This window comes from Streptomyces sp. 13-12-16, assembly GCF_002114215.1.
Lineage (GTDB): Bacteria > Actinomycetota > Actinomycetes > Streptomycetales > Streptomycetaceae > Streptomyces.
In genome coordinates, this window is sequence record NZ_NCTE01001429.1 from 1 (window position 1) to 528 (window position 528).

The window sequence follows — 528 nt, forward strand, 5'->3', positions numbered from 1 at the left end:
GGGCAGGGGCGGGTGACGAGGGCGTTCAGCCGGGCGAAGGCGAGCACCTGGGCCGGCTCCGGATCGTCGGGCGGCTGCGGGACCGTCACTTCCAGGAACGTGGCGGTCGGCCCGGCCGACATCCGCGGCGGCAGCCAGGCCCGCCAGAACCGGACCAGCGGGGCCGTGCTCGGCGGGGTGTCCACCGCGCCGAGCAGCCGCAGCCGGTCGGCTCGCTCCCCGGGCGGGCACTCCCGCACCAGGTGCAGGGCCGCCTCACGCCAGCGCAGGGCCGTGAGCTGGGAGCCGAGTACGCGCAACCGTCCGGCGACGGCGTCCTCCAGGGCGGCGTCCCATGCGTCCTCCTCGTCGAGGACACGGCGCACCTCGGGGACCGGGAGGTCCAGGGCTCGCAGGGAGCGGATCAGGCGCAGCCGGTCCAGCGCGTCGGGTCCGTACCGGCGGTGCCCGCCGGCGCTGCGGGACGCCTCCGGCAGCAGCCCGCGGTCGGAGTAGTAGCGGACGGTCTTGACGGTGACGTGCGCGTGC

The 528-nt window shown here is 76.9% G+C and carries 1 protein-coding gene; it reads right to left on the bottom strand.

Annotation, left to right across the window (positions count from 1 at the left end; all coding sequences use genetic code 11):
* On the bottom strand, nucleotides 1-528 hold a 528-nt coding region (locus tag B7767_RS42065; protein WP_143652993.1), incomplete at both ends, for a MerR family transcriptional regulator.